We start from the raw sequence: 19,320 nt of genomic DNA, 5'->3' as shown, positions 1-19,320 counted from the left end.
GGCTTCTGGGTCAGTCGTCGGCCCGCTCGCTCACCCTTCGGGTTCGCTCGCGGTCGGTATCGGGTAGCGGCCTGCCCTCCCCCGAGTCGTGTGGCTCTCGCGTCTGCTCGAGCCCCGCTCCCGGCCATTAGAGTCGGTGACGCATCTGACGAGACGACCATACTCACCGCGAGCGACTGATGAGAGCGAGCGTGTTGATCGTGAACTGGTCATCAGGTGTTGTGTCAGCTAGCGAGTGGTTCGGCGGACCCGAGCGACGCTGTTCACCGAGCGCGAAGCGCTTGGGCCGACGAGCGACCGACGGGAGCGAGGAGTGCTTTTGATCGAAATTTTGCCGAGGGACGTCGCGCTGTGTGGCGAAGCCGCCAGCGCGACAGACCGCAGAGCAAAATTTCGGTTTACAGCGGCATGCCGCCACTGTTTCCGTCACCGTCTGCAGCCTCTTGGCCCCTGCCCTGGGCGTTCTCGAGCAGCGTCGCCGCCTCACCCTGGTACTCGTAGCCGGGGATGATCCCCTGTGCGAAGGTGCCCTCGACGAACTCGACCAGCGCTTTGGCGTCGTCGGCACCCTCGCCGGCGTCCCAGGCAGTGTACTCGAGGCGGACTCGAACTTCGTCGGCGTCGCGTTCGATGACCGGCTCGTCGTGGGTGCTCGTGTGGGCGACGGTGAAAACGTCCTGGAGGCGTCGCTCGAGGGTCTCGAACCAGCCGTCCTCGACTGGGGTCGCGACGACTTCGTCGGCGACGGCTGCGTCGAGCGTCGGAAGGGTAACGGTCACGTGAAACCGGCCGTCGCGTTTCCCGTCGGCGTCATCGGCCGTGATCGTCGTTTCGAAGACGGTCGTCGTGAGGCCGTAGCCGTCGTCGGTCCGATCGAACGCATCGTGGGACTCGAGTTCGCTGGCGACGGGGTCTGGAAGATCTGTCATTGGAGATACCCACGGGCGTGGCAGAAAAGGGTGTTACGCTGTGCCGACGCCACACGGTCCGGCTCGTAGAAAACTATTTACACGGCGGAAACCGCGGGGCGGCGATGGAATCGTTTCACGAGGGAAGTAACGAGTTTCTACCGAAAACGACCCATATTACTACAAGGGAAACCAACCTCTAGCAGTGGCATGAGTCTAGACAGACACGCTGCGGAACGTCGTCGCTTCGCTCGCCTCCTCGGAACGGACGGCGACCACGGCTCCGGCTTGCCGATCGGCGAGGCGGACGCCGACGACGAGGACGATCGAGACGCGGCCGATAGCGATGTCGACCGCTCGAGCTCGAGCGACGACCCCGCTACGAAATCTCGCGACTGTTGAGGAACGAGTCGAGCGCCGTCGCGACTTCTTCGAAGTCTTTGACCGTCAGCCCGTCGGTGGTGGCGAGGACGCCCTCGCTGTCGTTGGTCACGCGAATCAGAAAGCCGTTCTCGAAGACCCGAATCGTATAGTCGTACCCGCCGAGCTCCGACCCCTCATAGGCGGTTTGGGTGGTCTTGAAGCCGCGCCACTCGTGGCCGATGAACGTCGAGAGGTCAGCGTCGCGCTCTAAGTCCTCGCGGAGGTAGACCTGCTCGTAGTCGTTGCGCGTGAAGTAAGTGACCGAACGAAGACTGTCGCCGATGGCCGTTCGACAGGTCGTAACGATCTGTTCCGACGCGTCTGACGTGAGTAGCCCGGTCGGCATAGTCGACCAGTCGAACGCCGAGAACTTAACGACGAGGGCTAGTTACAGCGCGCTGGAATTGTCGTCCGGCCGTGGTCGCGGTCACTCCGAGCCACGGTCGGTCCGGGCCGCAGTCACTGCCGATTTACACCTTCTCGATCGCTTGATCGAGGTCTGCGATGACGTCGTCGACATCTTCGATCCCCACCGAAAGACGCACGAGGTCGTCGGTCACGCCGCCCGCCAGCTTCTCCTCCTCGGTGAGCTGCTGGTGGGTCGTGCTCGCGGGATGGATGATCAGCGTCTTCGCGTCACCGACGTTGGCCAGCAGGCTCGTCAGGTCGACCTCGTTACAGACCGTTTCCGCGGCGTCGTAGCCAGTTCGAGACGACGTCTCGCGAGCAGACGGGTCCGTGTCGGACCCGTCAGCGCCCTCGAGCCCGAAGGTGATCATGCCGCCGTAGCCCCCATCGAGGTACTCCGTCGCGTTCTCGTGGGTCTCGTGGCTCTCGAGGCCCGGGTAGTTGACCCACGATACGTTCGAGTGGTCCTCGAGATACTCTGCGACGACCATCGCGTTGTCACAGTGTTTCTCCATGCGCAGGGGTAGCGACTCGAGTTTCTGGAGCGTAACCCAGGCGTCGAAGGGGGCCTGCTGGTTCCCCAGATCGCGAAGCCCGCGCGTGCGGGCAACAACCGAGAATGCCATGTCGCCGAACGTCTCCCGGAAGTTCACGCCGTGGTAGGCCGGATTCGGCTCGGTGATCTCGGGATAGTTGCCCTCCTCCCATGGGAAGGAACCGCCGTCGACGAGGACTCCGCCGACAGTCGACCCCGCGCCGTGGATCCACTTGGTCGTCGAGTTCCAGACCAGGTCCGCACCGTGCTCGAGGGGCCGGCAGAGATACGGCGTCGCGAAGGTGTTGTCAACGAACAGCGGCACGTCGTGATCGTGGGCGATATCGGCGATTCGTTCGATGTCCGGCGTGACGAGTGCGGGGTTGCCGATCGTCTCGAGGTGAACGAACGCGGTGTCGTCGTCGATCGCCTCTTCGTAGGCGTCGTACTCTAGCGTGTCGACGAACTTCGTCTCGATGCCGCGCTTTTCGACGGTGTGGGTGAGGTAGGTGTATGTCCCGCCGTACAGCGACGACGAGGAGACGATGTTGTCGCCGACCTCCGCGAGGATGAACGTCGCGAGGTCGAAGGCGGCCATTCCCGACGAGGTGGCTAACGCGTCGACGCCGCCCTCGAGCGTCGCGATGCGCTCCTCGAGCATCGCGTTCGTCGGATTCATGATCCGTGAGTAGATGTTGCCCGCCTCCTCGAGGCCGAACAGGGCAGCGGCGTGCTCGGTGTCCTCGAACTGGTAGGAGGTGGTCTGGTACAGCGGCGGCGCGCGGGCTCCCGTGGTTGGATCGGGCTCCTGGCCGGCGTGGACGCTGTTCGTGGCGAATCGATGGTCGTCCGGATCGTCGATCATACTGAGACTATCAGACGGGATATAGTAAAATTACTAGGTGAACGTGTTCCGGCCAGCGACCATCAAGCGAGCCGAACCGGGGCACGAGCCCCGACTCGTAGGTCATCCTGGGGTTCGGACTGAGCACCCGGGGTTCGGACCGAGCACCCGGGGTTCGGACCGAGCGCGTCAGTGTCGCCGCACGAGCAGGCCGGCCGTGAGGACGGCGATTGCGGCGAGCGCGGCTCCAACGGCGAAGCCGGGGACCGTGTCGGACGAGTTGGAATCGTCTGCGTCCGTCTCCTCGACTTCCCCCGCTTCCTCGTCCGTATTTTGGGTCGAAGCAGCGAGCGCGTCGTCGGCGACGGTGAGCGTCCCCGCCTCGAGCGACGGCGCGATCTTGCTCCCGCCGTCGGCGTCGACCTGCGCGTCCGTCACTCGCAGGGCCGTCGACCTGGCGTCGGTCCCACGGACCTCGATCGTCGCGAGCGTGACGTTCGTCGCGCCCGACGTCACCTCATCGGTGAGATCGGCAGCCTCGACGGTGACTGATTGGCCGTCGGCGCTCATGATGGGATCGGTCGTCGGCCTATATTCCTCGGGATAGCTGGCGTTCGAGACGGTCGCGGTGTCGTCTGCGAACTCGAGCGTTGTCTCAAACCCGGCGAGGCCGTTCGGTGCCTCGGTGAGGACGAGCCGATGGGTCGCAGTGTCCCCGGGTTCGGTGGTCGCGTCGGTGACGACGAGGCTACTCTCGGCCGCTGTCGGCGCTGCGGTATCGACGCCCGCGATTTCGGGCGTCGCTTCCCCGCTTGCCGCTACGGCCGTCGTCGTGACCGGCATCGCCAGCGCGAGCGTCAAACCGACCGCGAGACAGCCGAGGGCCGCGAGCAACCGCCACGGATGTCCGTGATCGGTCCGACCGCCCGCGGTCTGCATGGTCGACCGGTCCGGTCGTCCCCGCGAGCTCGTCTCGGTCGCCACATCGTGATCGTGCCGTCCCATCGGACTCAGATCTCGCCGTACAGCTCTGTGACGTCGTCGTAGTCGATACGACCGTTCTCGTTGAAGTCGTAGGCGTCAACGTTGAGCTGGATCGAGTCGTCCTCGATATGTTTGAAGAGGAGAGTTACGTCGTCGTAGTCCAGCCGGCCGTTGCCGTTCACGTCCTCGAAGGTGCCGTCGCCGTCGGGGTCGGTCGGGGCCGCCCCGCCCGGGCCGCTGCCGATCGGCGGCGGGCCGGTCACGACGACGCCGGACCGGGTCTGGGGTTCGATCGCGTCGCCGTCGTCATCGTCCAGCGCGTGCACGTCGACCGTGATGTCGGTCGTCCCGCCGCCGACGCCCTCGAGTTCGAGCGTCGCCAGCGTGACCTCCTCGCGAGCGGACTGGATCTCGCCCTCGAGATCGGCAAAGCGGAACTCGACGGTCGACCGGTCGTCGCTGATCGTCGGGTCCGCGGTGAGCTCGAGTGCATCGTGATAGCTTGCGTCGGTGATCTCGGCGACGTTGGCGTGTTCGACGGAGGCGGTGATGCGACCCCCGCGAGACCGTTCGGTAGCGACGAGAGCGTCAGATCGACCTCGCTAGTCGCGTCCTGGCTGACCGCCACCGAATCGGCACGGAGGACCGCTGGCGGGTCGTACACCCAGAGAGCATCGTTCTCGTACGTGCGTCCGAATGTGCCTTTGTCCTCACAGAGGAGCACCCGGCCGTCGTCCATGACCATGACGTTGTCGACGTTGATGAGCGACTCGTCGAGCAGCGATTCGGGATCGCTCCCGTTCGGGCCGACGACAACCGGCTCGAGCCGGGAGACGTCGTAGTTCGCCTCGAGTTCGGCCCGATAGAGGACGCCGGTCTCGACCTCGTCGAAGCGGAGTTCGCCGCGCTCGTCGGTCATAGAGCCACCGAGCGAGGAGATACCGAAGTAGATGAAGTCGCCGGGCTCGGCCTCGTCGTGGGCGTCGATCCCCTCGGCCTTGTTGAACTCGATGCTGGCATTGATTTCCTTGGCGGCCGCGCGGGTCTCGAGGAAGGGGACGCGACGGAGTTCCTCGTCGACGCCGTCGGGGCCGCGTTCTTCGTACTGTTCGGCCCACTCAACGACCTCCTCGTCGGTGATGTAGTCCTGATTGCCGTTGATCGCGACTTCCTCGTCGGCTTCCGCCAGCGCGGTCTCGAGGTCGTCCTCCCAGTCGGTTTCGGCGTGGGTCTCAAGGTAGTCGACCTGCGTAACGTCGTCGTAGTCGGCGATCCAAGAGTCAATCTCGGCGTTGCTGGCCGTACCTAGTTCCAGCCACTCGACCTCGAGGTCGGTCTCTGCGACCGGTCCCTCGCCGATCTCGGCGGCCTTCATGGCGTACAGCGTGCCGCGGACGTCCATCCGGTTGTCGTACTCCGGAATCGACTCTTCGGCGACGAACTTGTAGATGCCCTTCGCGCCGCCGTCGGACGCGAGGTAGACCGTCCGCTCGTCGGGCAGCACTTCGGGACATTCCCACGCGGCACGGCCGAAGACGTGGTGCTTGACGGGTGTTGGCACCTCGGCGGTCGGCTCGGTGATCTCGACGATCTTCCCGTAGCGGTAGCGGTTCGGGAATTTCTCGTCGCCGATGGGACGGGGCGTGTTCACGGTCTTGAGGCCGTCCCCGTCTTCGACTTCTTCCTCGGCCAGATCGATCGGGTCGACGCCGAGGTGATAGGCGTGTTTCTCGGTGTTACGGTTGTTGTGCAGCCCCATCGGGTACTCGGTCTCGTCGCCGAAGATCTCCTGGAGCGAGGCGTCGACCTCGAGGATGTTAGGTCGGTTCCAGAACTCGCTGCCGCCGCGGAGGCCGACGCCACTGCCCCGTTCGACGATGTCGCTGACCGTCGCGAGCCCATTGACTCGCGGGTGACCGTATTCCTCTTCGGCCGACAGCGGCGTCTCCCACGGACTCAGATCGCCATAACAGTTGACCTTCGTCCCGCCGATCTCGCGGAACACCTCGGTGTTCTCGAGTTCCATCGCGTTCTCGAGGTCGGCCTGCCAGTAGCCGTCCTCGTCGCGGTAGAGGGGCGTTCGCGTGATCCCGCCCGGCCGGATCTCGTTGTTGGTAAAGAGGTAGCCCTCCGTTCCCTCCTCGTTCGTCGAGACGAAGAAGTTCATGTCGGCTTGCTCGCCGATCCCTTCGTACTCGTCTTCGCAGATCTCGACGAGTTCCTTCCCGTCGGGCGTCTGGGGGTGGCCGAACCGCTCTGTCCCGCCGTTAATCTCGTCGCCCGTCTGGACGAGGAGTCGGTACTGACCGACGGCGGACTGCACTTCTCCCTGTTCCGCGTTGGTCCGTGGCGGTTTGAGCTCGTCGAACTCGTCGTTCTTCCCGTTGAACGTGAACTGGAAGTCGTCGATGACGCCGACGCCACCCTTGTTAAACGGTTCGGGATTGTCGTTGCTCGGCCCTTGGAGGCTGTAGAGGAGTTCGCCTGTCTCGAAAACGAACGGACCGGTGACCTCCGCACCGAACGCCGTCGTCGAGAGTCGTTTTATCGATCCCTCGACGTACGGCGCTTCGAGCGTCTCGTGCTCTTCGGGCCCTTCGTCGGCGCTCGCGACACCGACCGTTCCGACGCCGATCGCCGTCGCTACTGACGATGCCATCAGCTTCCGCCTGGTGAATTCGACCATGCGAGCGGAGAACGCCACGGTTAACTGATGGTCTTTTATAATATGTATATTAAATCAAATATAGTGAATAGAGTGAGAAACGAACGTCCGGATGGCTATTTATCAGTACCGAGTGGTGGGGTCGAATATATCCCATAGCGAGAGCCCAACGACTCTCGGAATACGATCGGCGGCGGAAAAGAGAGTCCAGTTGCACTCGCGACTAGCGGCCGGTGCAGTGGTAGTAGTTACTCGAGGCCTCGTTCAGTCACTTCGGTCCGGATTTCCTCGGCACGGTCGCGGACCCACGAGCAGTAGCGCTCGATGTCGGTCGGTGTGACGCCGTAGAACGAGGCAACCCAATTGATGTCGGTCCACGGACAGGTGACGAGATACGCCGAGAGAGTGTCTTTGCCTGCCTGAACGATCTCCGGTGGGACGCCGCGTTCGCCGGTGCCGTCCTCAACGAAGCCGTTGACGTCGAAGTAGACATCGGCGTAGAGCCGGGCGTCCTCAAGATTGTCGAACGCGATTTCCGTGTGGTTAGGGGCCTCGAACTGGTACTGAACGTCGCCGTCGGCGGCAACGGATTCGACGATGCGAACGCCCAGCACGTAGTCATCGACTGGCGAACCGTCGGTTTGGGGGCCGGTATCGGAGCGAATCATACTGTAGCGCGACCTACTGAAACTCTTCAGATCGCCGTATTGAACGTTGATATGTCGTCTATACGCCCCTCGTGAGGAGATCATACTGCTATCGAGACGGTTCTCTCACTCCCACGCTGACCGACTCGGATCGTCGAGCGGTCTGCCGGATATTATTGTTCCGATACTGAAGATTATTATAGCCGGTCGGATAATTGAACGGTCATATGGGGGATACAATCGACATTTCTCTCGGATCGAATCGAACATGGGTGGTCTTCGTCGCGCTCGTCGCGGCGAGTACCGCGCTCGCAGCACCTGCGGCGGCCGCCGCGACCGGTGCCGATACGAGCACCGCGACCGACGGGGACGACGGCGGACCAACGGTTCGCACGTCGTGGTATGACGTCGTCAACGAGACGACTATCGTGGCCGCCGCGAACCTCACCGATCTCGGCAACGCGTCCGAGGCGAGCGTCCGACTCGAGTACCGCGAGAACGGGACGGATGGCTCGTGGACGGCCACGGAGCCGCGGACTGTAAACACCTCGGACGAGTTCGTCTCCGACCTGACTGGCCTCGAGCCGTCGACCGAGTACGAGTATCGCGCCGTCGCGGAGACGGCCGCCGGGACCGACCGCGGCGAGTCCCGACTCTTCGAGACGTCGTACGACCGGCCCGAGGTGACGACCGGTGATGCGGTCGAAGTGAGCGCTGACGGGGCGACGCTCTCGGCCACCGTGACCGACCTTGGCGACGGAGACGATGTCGAGGTGTGGTTCTCGTACAACCCGGCCGATTCTGACGCGTGGACGTCCGAGTGGGAGGAGACGGACCCGCAGACAGTCGAATCGATGGGGACCGTGACCCAGACGGTGACCGGCCTCGAGTCGGATACCGAATACGACTTCCGGGCGAACGTTCGCAACGACCGCGGCTACGGATACGGCGGCGGGACTGAGCAGTTCGCAACGACCGCGCCGTTTACTGTCGATACCGGTCCGGCGACGAACGTCTCGGAGACGAACGCGGTCCTGACCGGCAACCTCGGCGGGCTCGGCGGCACCGACGAGGCGACGGTCTGGTTCGAGTACAGCGCGACGGGGACCGACGGCGTGACTAAAAGCGAGCCGATCGAGCGGACCGCGGCCGGCGACCTCGCGGTCCGGGTGACCGACCTCGAGCCGGACACCGAATACATGTACCGCATCGTCAGGAAGACGACGGCTGGCGACGCGGACAACGGAACGCTCGAGTCGTTCGCGACGCCGAGCGAACTCGCTGTCGAGACCGGTTCAGCGGCGGACGTCACCGAGAGCGGAGCGACGCTGACCGGCGAGGTCACCGACTTTGGCGATAGCGACGCGGTGACGACCCGGTTCGAGTACCGATCGATCGATGCCGACCAGTGGCAGACGACCGAGCCGGTCGATCCGGACTCGACCGCACGGGTCGAAACAACCGTCGGCGGCCTCGAGCCGGGAACAGGGTATGAGTTCCGCCTCGTCGGCGAGACGGAACGTGGCGAATCGGACGTCGGTGCGACGCAGGCGTTCGAAACGGCCGTTGATCCCGTCGTCGAGACCGGTTCCGCGACCGCCGTTGGCGAGGAGTTGGCGACTGTTGGCATGACCCTCTCAGATCTTGGCGGTGCGGACGACGCGACCGTCGCCGTCGAGTACCGCGCGGTCGACGGCGGGACGTGGACCGAAGCGGCCGCCGAGACGCTGACCGAGCCCGGCACGCTCGAGACGACGCTGTCAGGCCTCGAGCCGGACACGACCTACGAGTACCGGGCCGTCGCGTATGCCGCCGACGAGACCGAGACGGGTGCGGTGGAGACACTGACCACGGAGCGTACGGACCACGATCCGACCGTCGAGGTCCTCTCCGGCAGCGAAGATAGCTCGCCGAACCCGCACGCAGAACTGTTCGTCGATTGGCGCGTTGCCGACACGGACAGCGACCTCTCGTCGGTGACAGTGACGATCGAGAACAGTGACGGACAGGCCATCAGCGGAAGCGATGAACGGGTCGCCGGGACGAGCGCCAGCGGGTCGCTCGACGAATCCGTGAAACACGGCGCTGGTGACACCTATACTGTGATTCTCGAAGTCGAGGACGGCACCGGCAACGTCGTCACTGAGCAGGTCGAAATCGACGCGTAACTCGATTGCGAATTTTTTGCCGCGACGTGTGAACCGTTACTCGAGCAGCGATTCGCCGGTCATCTCAGGAGGCTGATCGAGGTCAATTACCTCGAGAATCGTCGGTGCGATATCTGCGAGTGTGCCGCCCTCGCGGACCGTCCGGCCGCCGCTAGTCCCGGTAGGGCCTAGATAGATCAGCGGGACTTCGTTGTACGTGTGCGCGGTGTGGGGGTCCTCCTCAGTCCCCATGTCGTCGGCGTTGCCGTGGTCTGCGGTGATGAGGACGTGCGCACCAGCGTTCTCGAGTGCCTCGACGAGCCGGCCGAGTTGCGCATCGACGGCTTCGACGGCCTCGATCGCGGCCTCGTAATCGCCGGTGTGACCGACCATATCCGGGTTGGCGTAGTTGAGCACGAGCACGTCGGGATCGTCGCTCTGCTCGCGGGTCGTCCCTCCCCGCTCGCTTTCTCGAGGCGCTCGCTCCGCTCGGGCCTCGCCCTCGATCGTCTCGATAGCCGTATCGGTCACCTCTGGCGCGCTCATCTCGGGTTGCAGGTCGTAGGTCGGCACGTCGGGACTCTCGACGATCTTTCGGATCTCGCCGTCGAACTCGACCTCGCGGCCGCCGTTCAGGAAGTAGGTGACGTGGGCGTACTTCTCGGACTCGGCGATCCGGAGCTGCGTTCGTCCCGCGTCGGCCAGCACCTCGCCGAGCACCTGTTCGGGCTGGTTCGGCGGGTAGGCGACGGGGAGATCGAACGTCTCGTCGTACTGGGTCAGCATCACGACTTCGGCGTCCGGTGGGCTGGTCTCGAACTCGTCGGCCCAGTCCTCAGGCCGAATGTCGGCGAGCATCCGGGTCAACTGCCGGGCGCGGTCGGAGCGGAAGTTGAACCAGACGACCGAATCGCCGTCCTCGAGCGCCGGCTGGTCCCGAATCAGGGTCGGCTCGACGAACTCGTCGGTCACGTCACGGTCGTAGGAGTTCTCGACGGCGTCGACGGCCGAGTCGGCGGTCCACTCGGCCTCGCGGTTCGTAATGGCGTCGTAGGCCCGCTTTGTCCGCACCCAGTTCTGGTCGCGGTCCATCGCGTAGTACCGGCCCGAGACCGTCGCCACGTCGCCGGTTCCGTGGTCGGCGACGACCTCCTCGAGCCGGCCGAGGTAGTCCCGTCCGCCGGTCGGGGACGTATCGCGGCCGTCGGTGATCGCGTGGGTGACGGCCTCGACGTCGCGGTCGGCGGCCAGTTCGATCAGCGCGTGCAGGTGCTCCTGATCCGAGTGTACCCCGCCGTCGCTGACGAGGCCGACGAAGTGGACGCGGCCGTCGTTCTCGGTGGCCCGGTCGAAGGCCGTGTTGATCGCGTCATTCTCCCGGAAGGAGCCGTCCGCGATCGAGTCCGAAATCCGCGTGTACTCCTGATAGACGACCCGGCCGGCACCGATGTTGAGGTGGCCGACCTCGCTGTTGCCCATCTGTCCGTCCGGCAGGCCAACGCGCCGGCCCGCGACCTCGAGCCGTCCGTACGAACCCGATTCCGCGAGTCGATCGAAGACCGGCGTTTCGGCCGCCTGGACCGCATCTCTGCCGCCGTCACCGAGTCCCCAGCCGTCGAGGACGATCAGCGCAGCTTCCATACGTACCCGGTTTCCAGCGTGGCCTAACTAGCTGTCGTTGTCGGAGAGAATGGGGAGTCGAGCGCGGTCCATGTCGCCCTCGTTCGGGTGGGTTCGAGCCGGAGCCGTTGAGCGGAGTCATACTGTTGGACAGAACTAGTTGACTATCGATCGCTGAATTCGTCCGCCTCCAGAGTCGACGGACGATCTTTGGATCAAATCTGCAGTAACTTCTGTCCGACAGTGTCAGTCGTTCTGGATGAACTCGCCTGAACAGTCGTACTTGAGCAGTTCGTATTTGGCGATATCCGGGTCCTCATACGGGGCGGCCCGATCGGACAGGCCGTAGATGGTGACCCGTTCAACGCCCGTCTCGTGGGTGGCATTCCAGCGACTACACTGGTAGTTCGCGAAGTACGAGCGGTGGTTCTCGTTGTTGACGAATCGCATGTTTCTGATATACTTTCGCCATCGGGAACTCTCGTAAGTCTCATCGACTGACGGCGGTCTGTCCCAGTCGACGGCCGAGTCGTGATAGATGTCGGTTTCCATGCCGTCCTCGAGTTCGCCGGGAACCACGAGCCACTTGGCCCGCCAGATCGGATCCGGAGCGAACATCTGCCAGCTCTGTTCGGCCTTCGCCGTCTCGAGCACCTTCTCGCCGCGATCAGGCATTTCGTCGTATCCGACCGCTCCGGCGCTCGAGAGTATGACGAGAACGAGAAAGAGGCCGGGAAGGATCGTCGAGAACAGGACCTGTCCGCGGTTCGTGACCGCGGTCAGCGAGGGCACGATCGACCGAGCCGACGGAAGCAGTGGCACCGAGAGTGTCGGGACGTCCCGCTGCAGCCGCGTCAACCCGTCGCGGAGCCGCGGTGCGATTCCGACTCGAGTCGCGAGCCCGCTTAACCCATCCCAGATGATTGGCGGATAGAACGGGAGGAGTCCGGCGATGGCGATCAGCGGGAAGAGACCGACCTGAATCGTGACGACCATGCCGAGGTGCATGCCGACGAAAAGCGAGGCGAATATCGCCCGTCGATACCCGGTCAGGAGGACGAGCAAGGGCGAGAGCACGAGGAGGGCCACCCAGACGTAGGTGAACGCGCGCAACAGGAGTATCTGATCCGCGATGACGTTGCCGAGCAGGATAGTGAACTGATCGGCCCGAAAGGCCTCGACGACCGCATCGCCGGCCATCCACGTGTCGCCTCTGTGCTTGTGGATGGCGTTGCTCGCATACATGAGTAGCGGCTGCAGGAGGACGGCTATCGTTCCGGCAGAGAACGCTGTCGATCGGTTTCGATCGATCCGGCGGGCATCGATCGCCCAGCGCTCTCCGAGGGGAGAAAGATCCCCCAGAGGAGCAACATTCGAAACAGGGCGTCGCCGCCGTTGAGGATCATCGGATTCCGGGCGTGCAACGAGAGCAGCAGTAGCCACGAGACGATCGTCGCGAGCCTGGTTCGGTAGCCGACGATCATCGCGAGAGCGAAGAGTCCGGCGACGCAAAACAGGAGCGCCTGTACCCACGCCTCGCCGGAGACGGCGTGGAGGGAGTGGACCGACGAGTAGTCCGAAAACAGCGCCTCGAGCGGGAGGACTCCGTCGTCGGTGTAGAAGGCCGTGAGATGCCGCGATCGGAGCAGCAGATCGACGATCACCAGCGTCCCGATCGCGATACGGAACGCGGCGAGCGCTCGCAGATCGATCTCGAACCGTCGGGCGAACGATTCCGAGGCGGTATCCAGTGCGGTCAGTAATCGGTTCCATCCATTTGTGAGGAGGGCTTGATCCATTGGTTGCTCTCGATCGATTCTTCTGCTCGGCTTTCGTATCAACCGGCATAAGCTTGTTGTAATCTGAAACGATCCCGTTCCGCGGCTATTGACCGATTTCAGCTGGAACTAGTGTCGGAAAACGAGCGGTCGACGATCGCTTAGGACGACGGCCGGGTCGCGTCCCCGTCGTGTTCGAAGGTCGCTCCGCAGTCGCCACAGATGGTTTCCTTCCCGGGCTTTACTCGCTGTGCGAACACGGCACCACAGTCCTCACAGATCATGAAGAGGCGATGTTCCGGCGCGACACCGGCCTCGAACTCCGCGTGGATCCAGGCGTCGGGAGTTCCCTCCTCATAGAGCGTGATCCCGGAACTGGTCTGTCGCCAATTGATCGCACGGTCATCACGGGTGGTCGCAGCCGTTTCTCGCTCGGACATCGAGATATCTCGACTCTCGACCCGCTCATACATACGTTTTCTGATAGTAATTTACCCGTACCCGAGTTAACATCGTCTCGAGATGCGACCACTGGCTTTTTGCAGGTCGGGTGGGTGCCCCCAGCCATGACGCTCGACCCGGTCCATTTCGACGGTATCGCACGGCTCGCGAGGCGGATCGACCACGGGACCGACGAGCGAGACCGTCGCGCGTTCGCCGAAACCGTCTGGGAACAGTTTCTCGACCCGCTGGTGTATGACGGGCGGACAGTCCTCGAGCCGGTCGACGAGCAGGCGCGACGGGTTGTCGACTGCGAGGCAGTCGCTCTGCGCGACCGCGAGTTCCCGACCAAACACGGCCTCGACGCGGGGACGATCAATCCGACGACGTTCAAAAACGGGCTGGTCATCGACATCGCGCAGGCGGCCATGAGCGCGACTCCGAGCGACCTCGACCTCCACCGGTCGCGGACGACCGTGATGACGGTCCACTCGAACGACGAGACGATGATGGTCGATGAAACCTGGGGCAAATTCGACGAGGGCTACAGCCAGAGCCGGGCAGTCAAGATCCCGCCGCTGCCGCGGTTTGCCGAGGGCGTTGTCCACGCGCTCGCGCTCTATCTGGCCGAGAGCAAACACGCCCGCGACCACGCCGACACAGTTTCGAATCTGCTCGTCCTCGACGGCCCGCTCTATCCGCGGGGCCTGCTGCGCTGGGCCGACCAGCATCCCGATCTCGCGGACTTCCTGCTCGAGGACCCCCGTCCCACGACGGTGCTGGAGAACTACGTCCGGCTGGTCGAGGATTTCGTCGAACGGGACGTCCCTCTCGTCGGGTTCGTCAAAAACCCCGCAACGCGCGTGCTCACTCGGACGCTGAAATCGAAACGGGATATCGACGTCAGCGTGCCATGGAGCGACGATTCGGCGCTGTTCACCCGCCTACTCGAGCGCGGCGAGTACGTCGACGATATCGACGGCGAGCGCTGGGAACGGGACACGTCGTCGCTGACCTACACGAACTGGTTCCGATCACGGGGCGGCGTCGATCAACCGTTGTCGGCTGAGGGCAACGCACTCGGCGTTGAGCGTCGCCTCGAGCGCGAAGCCTACGAGGTCACCTTTTTCGTGATCTACGATCCCCGTGACGACCTGCTGTACCGGATCGAGGCCCCCTACGCATTCACGAAGGATCCCGAAATCCGAGAGCGGCTCGCGATGCAACTCCTCCAAGACGTCGCCGTCGCTCACGGCCCGCCGACGATCGTCGCGAAAGCCGACGAACTCGCCCGGATCAGCAATTCGGAGAAGGCGTCGCTCCGCGAGACGCTCGAGGAGCGGTTCGACGCGGCCCAGGATCGGACCTATGACGACCATCGGTGGGACGAACAGCCCTATTGATCACTGCTGGTCCCGGTCCCTCTTCATGCGGCCGACTACGGAAAAAGGGGCCACTAGGCCTCGGTGTTCGTGCTAGGCTCTGCCGTCTGAGAGCCAGATCGAATTCCTCTGTAGGCGAGTATGGCCCCCACTACGAACACGATCGTTGCGAGGTAGATGGGGCCGAGGTGCGTCACCCAGTTGTGGGCGAAGAGATCGGCGTAGTGCATCGGAAGCGCGATAGCCAGTCCGATCACGGCGGCGACAACCGCCGTCGCCCACGCCCACAGTTGCCCACTGCGGACACCGTACCACGCGAGCGCCGCGATGGCGATCCCAGTGGCGATGATAAACGCCGCCGTAGCGACGTGGAGATGGTTGATGTAGTGCATGATGGCCGGATCGAGCGCGTTGAGATCCGCCGGCGTGACTCCGTTCAGGGTCGCGACGCCGAGTTCGAAGCCGGTCCCGAAGAACGTTCTGGCGAGGAAGACGATCCCATATCCGACGAAGGCGACGCCCGCGAGCGCCATCAGGAGCGATCCGACCCGTACCCCACGCTCGAGTTCGTAATCGGTCCGATGTCGGTCAGCCGTTGCTCGGTTCACGCTCATTGGTCTGCTTCCTCGAGGTCGACCTCGACCGTTTCCACGTGACGGGCTTCGATCTCGTCGAGACTGACGTCTTTTCCGTGCCGTTCTCTCACGTGTTCGCGGGTCATCTCCAGCAGTCGTTCCTTGTCGTCCGCCTCGGTACGCATGCGGAAGACACAGCCTGAAACCGCTGTATCGCACGCTACTTGGAGCCCCGTCGTGCTGTCTTTCGATTGCTTATCGGTAGTCATGGGTTCGCCTCTCGGCAGAAGAGACTACGAGACGGTGGGTCGTGTAGGCATCTAGTGGTTTCTGTGCAGTCGGTGACAATCGTGCAGACGCTGCACTGCGGTCATCAGGTGGAACCGTGTGACGTATCTCCTCCCGAATCGCCGTTTCGGCCGAGAACGTCGCAGCCTCGACCACTGACTGTCGACCCGGGTTTCGCTACTAGAGTAGCCGGCAGCACGTCTTCGGTACCACACTGCGTACGCGTTGTCATTCGACGATCAGTTCGGGAGTGAGTGGTCGAGATTCGCGTCTGAAGGACTCGTACATCGATTCCGCCCATTCACGTGCCTCCGGTGTGTCGGTATCGATTAATACCCGAACTGTCCCGCTCTCGGGACTGTGCCCACTGATCCCGATTCGATGATCGAGAATAGCGACCCCGTACGGCGGCAAGTCGTCGTGGAGTCGGACCGTGAGATGACCGCTTTCACGAGGTCCGGAACAGTGCTCCGGGTAGGTCGAGAGGATGTGCTTGGCAACGGACGGTGGATCGATGATTTCCGTGTCCATCCCGTTACTGATCCGTCGCGCGAGTTCGTCCTTACATGGCTCGAGTAAGGCTAGGTCGAATCCGACGAACCGAAACCGGTCTGTCTCTCGGAGCAGTGATGCGAATCGGTTCACTGGACGGTACGGATCGTCGGATCGGGCGACCGTCACGACCGCGTCGGTCCCCATCTCGATCGAGAAACCGCTCGCCTCGTTCGGGAGCCACTGCCAGACATCGCGGAGTTTCTGCTCAGTTTCGAACCGGCTGATCAGTTCCCGCATTCCTGACGCGACGAACGTACCCAGCTGTGTCGCCTCGTACCGGTGCCCGTTCCTACTGATCCAGTGTCGAGCTTCGAACTCGCGGAGCGTCCGTCGGATCGTGGACTTCGAAACGCCAGTCATTTCCCGGAGGTCGTCCCGGCTCTGTGGTCGTCTGACCAGTGCGTCGAGCGCTGTCACGCGGTGTTCCGACCGTGCAAGGAACTCGATGTCGTCGAGCGGCGAATTTGTGACGCTAGATATCATGGTAATTGTACACACACCAGCGGTATAGTTGTGGCCCTTCGTCCCTGCTCAGAGGGACAGTGTCTGGACGGATACGATAGTAAGAGGGGAGCGGTGAGTCCGCAGGCGGATTCCGTCGCGTCATCGAACGGTTCTTTGTGCCGGTCTCGTCTCTCGCTTCGACCACAACGAGGACAACCACACCGTTGGACACAGTCGCACGTGCAACCGCTCGAGAAACCGTCGAATCAGACGGCAGTACCCGGGTTACCCACTGCAAGTCCTAGCCGTCGTTTTTCTCGACCTTGAGCGAGACGTCGTCGGGATCGACCCCGATTCGCGCGAACTGCGTTCGGACGTGTTCTTTGGCTCCCTCGAGGGCCTGTTCGCGGGTATCGAAGCCGCGTGGCATGGGCGACTCGAAGGCGAGGTTGACCTCCCGACCGTCGACGAGTTGTGTCGACCCGCCGCTGTCGACCTCGTAGAATTCGTCGCAGACCCAGACATACGCGGCGTCTTCGTCGGGTGCGCCGCTGAACGTGGGGGCTCGCTCACCCCGTTCGTACAACGTCCCAGTGAGTTCCGTCCCGCCCGCACGACCGCGTACCATAAGCATACGCTATCGTACGCTTTGCGAACGCAAAAATGTCGTGGCATCGGCCAGCGCACGGACATATCGGACTCGGTCAGTTCCGACGGGTGCTTTATTCGTTCATCCGTCTTTCCACCAGTGAGACGGTCAACTGATCGATTACCCTAATTCGGTAGTCCGTGCGAATTACCGCCAAACTGGCCATTCAACTGATCGGAAATGAGGAGTGCGATATCCTAGGCAATCTATTAGTTTGTGTATAATTACGGCGTTAGTGTCAGTATCAGATTCTAGAATTAGGTTTCTAACGGTAATTGCCTTATCACTCGTTCATAGGCATTTCAGCGCGTTACGATGATGTTACGGGAGTAATAATAGAATTTCCGGCCCAAATCGTTTTGGAAATGACCTTATCCCCCTTGCAGAGGTTGGTGTGTGTAATGAGTTCGGACGCTCACCTTGGCGGCAGCAAGCCCGACCCACTCGCAACCGTTCCCACGGAGTGTTACGACATCCTTCGGCATCCTCGCCGGCTTCGCCTTCTCGAGGTTCTCGGCTGTCGACAGACGCGACTCTCCCTCTCGGAACTGACGACAGCCCTGATCGACAGGACGACGACGGACGCGAACGGGCAGGCCCGACACGACATTCGGATTAGCCTCGTTCACAATCACCTCCCACGACTCGAGGACGACGACATCGTCGACTGGAACGACGACGGCGTCGCGCTCGTCGACGAACCGCCGGTTCACCCCGCCGATCTCTCCGTCCTGCTCGATCTCTGTGATAACGAGAACGCGCAAACCCTGCTCGAGACGCTCGTCGATCCCGTTCGGATGCGGCTACTCTCCGTCCTCGACGCGGACGACCAACCGCTCTCGATCGAGCAACTCGCCGGCCGACTCAGCGCTCACGACGGCGAGCCGTTTTCCGACACCGAGCGCGCGGCCGTCGCGCTCCACCACTCCCACCTGCCCGCGATGGCTGATATCGGCGTCATCAGCTACGATCACGAGTCCGGCCTCGTTACGCGATACGATCAGGCCGTTTCGATCGTCGAGTAGCCGTCGACAGCGTCCGGGGTCGCCGACTGCTGCCAGCCGATTCGACGCGCTCTTGCTTTCCTGAACGGTCCGTTCGCGTTCGATTGCGTCCACCAGCGGTGGATTCCGCCGTGATCGACAAGCGGTAAGACCGACCCGCCCGTAGGAAGAGCCGTCGCGACATGGACACTGCAAGTGACGATGGCACCAGCCCGCCCGATGAGACGGCACCCGACGGTTACCGTGTCGTCGCCAGCACTGGTCTCGCCGTCTTGTTCGCCCTCATCCTTTCGATCGCACCCATTGCAGGGACGGCCGCTGCAATCGATCAGGTCGCGATCGTCTCGCCCGACCGGGCGCAGGTCGAGGCCGCGCCCGGCGAGACGGTCACGATCGATGTGGCCCTCCGGAGTCAGGGCGGTCACGGCGGGGAAGGTATCGACGCAGTGACGCTGACCGCCCAGTACCACCCCGAGTACCTCGAGATCGAGGGCATCGATCGGGGCCCGTGGCTCGAGGGAACCGACACTGAGATCCGGACGACGGAGACGCTCGCCCACGAACAGGGGACGGCGATCTTCGAGCAGCGCCGCGAGCCGGCTGCCGGCGGTGCGACCGGCGTGGGGACGATCGCGACGCTGACCGTCCGGGTCGCCGAAGACGCGCCGGTCGGCGCGACGACGATTTCGTTCGACGAGAGCGAGATCGACACCACGGGGGACTGGCCGATTGCCGTCGTCGACGAGTCCGCGACGGTCGCGATCGACGGCGGCACCGAGTCGCTCGACTCGCTCGAGTCGTTCGAACATCCCGACCCCGACGAACTGGCGCGAGATTCGAACGACTCGAGCGGAGGGAACGCCTCGAGCGATGCCGAGAACGAATCGGCGGCGACCGACGACGGCGAGCCGGTTCCAGGGTTCACGGCCGGACTCGCGATCACGGCCGGTACGATGGGGTTACTGCTTTTAGCAGCCGCTCGTGACCGTCGCCAGGGATAAACAGTCCGTCCGACTGGAGGGA

16 protein-coding genes and 2 pseudogenes are annotated in these 19,320 nt (G+C 63.3%); 5 read left to right on the top strand and 13 right to left on the bottom strand.

Going from position 1 to position 19,320, the window contains the following annotated elements; translation table 11 throughout:
* Window positions 1–398 precede the first annotated feature (398 nt).
* Window positions 399–929, bottom strand: coding sequence for a DUF5813 family protein (locus K6I40_RS15160; RefSeq protein WP_222919858.1), 531 nt, complete (start codon window positions 927–929; stop codon window positions 399–401).
* Between the two features lie 189 nt (window positions 930–1,118).
* Between K6I40_RS15160 and K6I40_RS15155 the strand changes: the two genes are divergently transcribed.
* Window positions 1,119–1,310, top strand: coding sequence for a hypothetical protein (locus K6I40_RS15155; RefSeq protein WP_222919857.1), 192 nt, complete (start codon window positions 1,119–1,121; stop codon window positions 1,308–1,310).
* On the opposite strand, the gene K6I40_RS15150 is transcribed toward K6I40_RS15155, so the two are convergent.
* The 5 genes and pseudogenes from K6I40_RS15150 to K6I40_RS15130 all read right to left on the bottom strand — a co-directional run bounded on the left by K6I40_RS15150 (window position 1,288) and on the right by K6I40_RS15130 (window position 7,435).
* The gene (locus K6I40_RS15150) at window positions 1,288–1,677 is read right to left on the bottom strand and encodes a hypothetical protein (protein WP_222919856.1); all 390 of its coding nucleotides are present in this window, start codon (window positions 1,675–1,677) and stop codon (window positions 1,288–1,290) included. The two genes, K6I40_RS15155 and K6I40_RS15150, sit on opposite strands and share 23 nt — an antisense overlap.
* Window positions 1,678–1,801: 124 nt before the next feature.
* Entirely contained in the window at window positions 1,802–3,139 is a 1,338-nt protein-coding gene (locus tag K6I40_RS15145; RefSeq protein WP_222919855.1) for an O-acetylhomoserine aminocarboxypropyltransferase/cysteine synthase family protein, read from the bottom strand.
* A gap of 168 nt (window positions 3,140–3,307) precedes the next feature.
* Window positions 3,308–4,123 (bottom strand): hypothetical protein, encoded by an 816-nt coding sequence (locus K6I40_RS15140; protein ID WP_222919854.1) that lies wholly within the window; start codon window positions 4,121–4,123, stop codon window positions 3,308–3,310.
* Between the two features lie 5 nt (window positions 4,124–4,128).
* Window positions 4,129–6,788 (bottom strand): annotated as a pseudogene (locus K6I40_RS15135) (alkaline phosphatase PhoX).
* A gap of 227 nt (window positions 6,789–7,015) precedes the next feature.
* Entirely contained in the window at window positions 7,016–7,435 is a 420-nt protein-coding gene (locus K6I40_RS15130) for a hypothetical protein (protein WP_222919853.1), read from the bottom strand.
* A 206-nt stretch (window positions 7,436–7,641) separates the two neighbouring features.
* On the opposite strand from K6I40_RS15130, the gene K6I40_RS15125 reads away from it, so the two are divergent.
* Entirely contained in the window at window positions 7,642–9,582 is a 1,941-nt protein-coding gene (locus K6I40_RS15125) for a fibronectin type III domain-containing protein (RefSeq protein ID WP_222919852.1), read from the top strand.
* 36 nt (window positions 9,583–9,618) lie between these two features.
* Here K6I40_RS15125 and gpmI read toward each other — a convergent pair whose 3' ends face one another.
* The 3 genes and pseudogenes from gpmI to K6I40_RS15110 all read right to left on the bottom strand — a co-directional run bounded on the left by gpmI (window position 9,619) and on the right by K6I40_RS15110 (window position 13,399).
* Complete coding sequence (gene gpmI / locus K6I40_RS15120; RefSeq protein ID WP_222919851.1) at window positions 9,619–11,202, bottom strand: 2,3-bisphosphoglycerate-independent phosphoglycerate mutase; 1,584 nt, start codon at window positions 11,200–11,202, stop codon at window positions 9,619–9,621.
* A 225-nt stretch (window positions 11,203–11,427) separates the two neighbouring features.
* Window positions 11,428–12,980, bottom strand: a pseudogene (locus K6I40_RS15115) (HTTM domain-containing protein).
* A gap of 140 nt (window positions 12,981–13,120) precedes the next feature.
* Window positions 13,121–13,399, bottom strand: coding sequence for a hypothetical protein (locus tag K6I40_RS15110; RefSeq protein ID WP_222919850.1), 279 nt, complete (start codon window positions 13,397–13,399; stop codon window positions 13,121–13,123).
* A 126-nt stretch (window positions 13,400–13,525) separates the two neighbouring features.
* Between K6I40_RS15110 and K6I40_RS15105 the strand changes: the two genes are divergently transcribed.
* Complete coding sequence (locus K6I40_RS15105; protein WP_222919849.1) at window positions 13,526–14,803, top strand: DNA double-strand break repair nuclease NurA; 1,278 nt, start codon at window positions 13,526–13,528, stop codon at window positions 14,801–14,803.
* A 53-nt stretch (window positions 14,804–14,856) separates the two neighbouring features.
* Here K6I40_RS15105 and K6I40_RS15100 read toward each other — a convergent pair whose 3' ends face one another.
* The 4 genes from K6I40_RS15100 to K6I40_RS15085 all read right to left on the bottom strand — a co-directional run bounded on the left by K6I40_RS15100 (window position 14,857) and on the right by K6I40_RS15085 (window position 17,278).
* Window positions 14,857–15,396, bottom strand: coding sequence for a hypothetical protein (locus tag K6I40_RS15100; RefSeq protein WP_222919848.1), 540 nt, complete (start codon window positions 15,394–15,396; stop codon window positions 14,857–14,859).
* Window positions 15,393–15,626 carry a DUF1059 domain-containing protein gene (locus K6I40_RS15095; protein WP_222919847.1) on the bottom strand — a complete coding sequence of 78 codons (234 nt, stop codon included), beginning with the start codon at window positions 15,624–15,626 and terminating at the stop codon, window positions 15,393–15,395. The genes K6I40_RS15100 and K6I40_RS15095 overlap by 4 nt, the downstream gene beginning before the upstream one ends.
* Before the next feature lie 247 nt (window positions 15,627–15,873).
* Window positions 15,874–16,683 (bottom strand): MarR family transcriptional regulator, encoded by an 810-nt coding sequence (locus tag K6I40_RS15090; RefSeq protein ID WP_222919846.1) that lies wholly within the window; start codon window positions 16,681–16,683, stop codon window positions 15,874–15,876.
* Between the two features lie 262 nt (window positions 16,684–16,945).
* Window positions 16,946–17,278 carry a hypothetical protein gene (locus tag K6I40_RS15085; RefSeq protein WP_222919845.1) on the bottom strand — a complete coding sequence of 111 codons (333 nt, stop codon included), beginning with the start codon at window positions 17,276–17,278 and terminating at the stop codon, window positions 16,946–16,948.
* 416 nt (window positions 17,279–17,694) lie between these two features.
* Here K6I40_RS15085 and K6I40_RS15080 point away from each other — a divergent pair, with 416 nt between their 5' ends.
* Both K6I40_RS15080 and K6I40_RS15075 read left to right on the top strand, forming a co-directional pair.
* Window positions 17,695–18,318: an ArsR family transcriptional regulator gene (locus K6I40_RS15080; protein ID WP_222919844.1), complete on the top strand. Its 624-nt coding sequence runs from the start codon at window positions 17,695–17,697 to the stop codon at window positions 18,316–18,318.
* Window positions 18,319–18,479: 161 nt separating this feature from the next.
* Complete coding sequence (locus tag K6I40_RS15075; RefSeq protein WP_222919843.1) at window positions 18,480–19,298, top strand: cohesin domain-containing protein; 819 nt, start codon at window positions 18,480–18,482, stop codon at window positions 19,296–19,298.
* Window positions 19,299–19,320: the final 22 nt, after the last annotated feature.

The sequence above is a fragment of the Natrinema sp. SYSU A 869 genome, from assembly GCF_019879105.1.
Taxonomy (GTDB): Archaea; Halobacteriota; Halobacteria; order Halobacteriales; family Natrialbaceae; genus Natrinema.
Note: the sequence above shows the minus strand (reverse complement) of the source record. Positions and strands in the feature narration are given on the sequence as shown.

Coding starts and splice junctions, on each gene's coding strand:
- K6I40_RS15160 (WP_222919858.1), bottom strand. CDS start 929: ATGACAGATCTTCCAGACCCCGTCGCCAGCGAACTCGAGTCCCACGAT.
- K6I40_RS15155 (WP_222919857.1), top strand. CDS start 1,119: ATGAGTCTAGACAGACACGCTGCGGAACGTCGTCGCTTCGCTCGCCTC.
- K6I40_RS15150 (WP_222919856.1), bottom strand. CDS start 1,677: ATGCCGACCGGGCTACTCACGTCAGACGCGTCGGAACAGATCGTTACG.
- K6I40_RS15145 (WP_222919855.1), bottom strand. CDS start 3,139: ATGATCGACGATCCGGACGACCATCGATTCGCCACGAACAGCGTCCAC.
- K6I40_RS15140 (WP_222919854.1), bottom strand. CDS start 4,123: ATGGGACGGCACGATCACGATGTGGCGACCGAGACGAGCTCGCGGGGA.
- K6I40_RS15130 (WP_222919853.1), bottom strand. CDS start 7,435: ATGATTCGCTCCGATACCGGCCCCCAAACCGACGGTTCGCCAGTCGAT.
- K6I40_RS15125 (WP_222919852.1), top strand. CDS start 7,642: ATGGGGGATACAATCGACATTTCTCTCGGATCGAATCGAACATGGGTG.
- gpmI (WP_222919851.1), bottom strand. CDS start 11,202: ATGGAAGCTGCGCTGATCGTCCTCGACGGCTGGGGACTCGGTGACGGC.
- K6I40_RS15110 (WP_222919850.1), bottom strand. CDS start 13,399: ATGTCCGAGCGAGAAACGGCTGCGACCACCCGTGATGACCGTGCGATC.
- K6I40_RS15105 (WP_222919849.1), top strand. CDS start 13,526: ATGACGCTCGACCCGGTCCATTTCGACGGTATCGCACGGCTCGCGAGG.
- K6I40_RS15100 (WP_222919848.1), bottom strand. CDS start 15,396: ATGAGCGTGAACCGAGCAACGGCTGACCGACATCGGACCGATTACGAA.
- K6I40_RS15095 (WP_222919847.1), bottom strand. CDS start 15,626: ATGACTACCGATAAGCAATCGAAAGACAGCACGACGGGGCTCCAAGTA.
- K6I40_RS15090 (WP_222919846.1), bottom strand. CDS start 16,683: ATGATATCTAGCGTCACAAATTCGCCGCTCGACGACATCGAGTTCCTT.
- K6I40_RS15085 (WP_222919845.1), bottom strand. CDS start 17,278: ATGCTTATGGTACGCGGTCGTGCGGGCGGGACGGAACTCACTGGGACG.
- K6I40_RS15080 (WP_222919844.1), top strand. CDS start 17,695: ATGAGTTCGGACGCTCACCTTGGCGGCAGCAAGCCCGACCCACTCGCA.
- K6I40_RS15075 (WP_222919843.1), top strand. CDS start 18,480: ATGGACACTGCAAGTGACGATGGCACCAGCCCGCCCGATGAGACGGCA.